At 47.6% G+C, this 1,528-nt stretch carries 3 protein-coding genes; 2 read left to right on the top strand and 1 reads right to left on the bottom strand.

What is annotated here, in order from left to right:
• Positions 1 to 318 precede the first annotated feature (318 nt).
• Positions 319 to 609 (top strand): type II toxin-antitoxin system RelE/ParE family toxin, encoded by a 291-nt coding sequence (locus AC3B8H_RS21215; RefSeq protein WP_026603653.1) that lies wholly within the window; start codon positions 319 to 321, stop codon positions 607 to 609.
• Positions 610 to 618: 9 nt separating this feature from the next.
• Positions 619 to 912, top strand: a complete 294-nt coding sequence (locus tag AC3B8H_RS21210) for an addiction module antidote protein (RefSeq protein ID WP_026603654.1) — start codon at positions 619 to 621, stop codon at positions 910 to 912.
• 432 nt (positions 913 to 1,344) lie between these two features.
• Here AC3B8H_RS21210 and AC3B8H_RS21205 read toward each other — a convergent pair.
• On the bottom strand, positions 1,345 to 1,528 hold a 184-nt coding region (locus AC3B8H_RS21205), incomplete at its 5' end, for a hypothetical protein (RefSeq protein ID WP_488443490.1).

The following is a 1,528-nucleotide window of genomic DNA, read 5'->3' as shown; positions in this document are numbered from 1 at the left end:
GCGAATGTGCTGCGCGGTGATGCATATGAACGTCGCCGCCTCATTGCGTCTGAAATTTGAAAATGGGCCCGGAAAAGGGCTTGTTTTCGAGAAAATCCAGCTGTTTTGATGAAAAAACGGTCGATTATTGAAATCTTTGACCTATCTTAGAAATTACTGTCGTTCAAAACGGCAGTTTTTCAGAGGTTCCCTAGCATTCAATTCGCCATATTATCTGGCACATAATCCACCCCGCTATTATCCATTTCAACACGAGCCCTTACGTTTGGCCCGTAGTCAGTCTATTGACAAATGTAGCCTATAGGCTACACTTAAAACATGGTCGATATAAAGAAAACCGATGTTTATGCCCGATGGCTGGACAATCTTCGTGACATTCGTGCTCGTGCACGAGTTTTGGCCAGGGTCGAACGTCTAGCTGCCGGCAATCCGGGTGACGTGAAGTCGGTAGGCGAAGGTGTATCAGAAATGCGCATCGACTATGGCCCCGGTTATCGGGTGTATTTCACTCGACGCGGCAACGAAATCATCATTTTATTGGCCGGTGGCGATAAAAGCACTCAGGATGCCGATGTTAAAACCGCCCAAGGTCTTGCCCGTAACCTGTAGGATAACGCAATGACAAAAACTATCATCAGTCGCTACGATGTAGCGGAGCACTTGAGAACCACCGAAGAAATGGCGGCCTATCTGGATGCCTGCATCGAGGAAGCCGATGGCGATGCGGCCTTCATAGCCAAAGCGCTTGGCGATATTGCCCGTGCGCGTGGCATGTCGCAGATTGCCAAAGAGACCGGACTTTCCCGCGAAAGTCTGTATCGATCCCTGGACGGCGAGCATATCCCTAGTTTCGATACGATTCTCAAGGTTACAAAGGCACTAGGCATTCATCTGCATGCCGACCCAGCCTGATAAATTCAGAGGTACGAAAACGTAGGTTAGCGGCTACTTTAATTCGCTTGCAGGCTTTCTTAAGCAAACTGACGGACGAACACGCCGACGCCTTGTTGTTGATCGTGTACCACAGTAACCTCGATTTTCTGACCCGCGCCCAGGTGCCGGTTACGCCGTAATGCCTTGGCCATCATGGCTAAGAGCATAAGGATTCGGCCTCATTACGATTCAAGCGCGACCTAAACCTGTCACTTGCGCGCCTGTATGGTCGAGGTCGAGGCGGTGAAGCTTAGAACCCTTTACAGGGAATTTCTCCTCAACAGTTCCCCAACAGTCAAATCTTATTCATTAATATCGAGGTGTAGCACTTCTGTTTTGAATCCACCCAATCATTCTTTCAGAACGTTTTTTCTCTTGGTCCGCCAGACCCGATCCATCCCGATCGGGCTCTTACGCTAGTTTATTCATGATCCAGCTTTCAATAGCCTTAGTATCGTAGATATTTCCTTCATATAAAAAATCAGGGCAATACGGTTGATTAAGTCCTCTAGCTCGGTTACGCCATATTTTAAGAGGTAATGACAGTTGTATATTCTTGCTGGGAAGTTGAACTTTAGCATTATCAATATAAAAC

It is taken from the genome of Methylomonas sp. BG-2, assembly GCF_057766305.1.
This window is presented reverse-complemented; position numbering and strand designations above follow the sequence as displayed.

Excerpts from the sequence above, each read along its gene's own strand:
- AC3B8H_RS21215 (WP_026603653.1), top strand. The coding sequence starts at position 319 with ATGGTCGATATAAAGAAAACCGATGTTTATGCCCGATGGCTGGACAAT.
- AC3B8H_RS21210 (WP_026603654.1), top strand. The coding sequence starts at position 619 with ATGACAAAAACTATCATCAGTCGCTACGATGTAGCGGAGCACTTGAGA.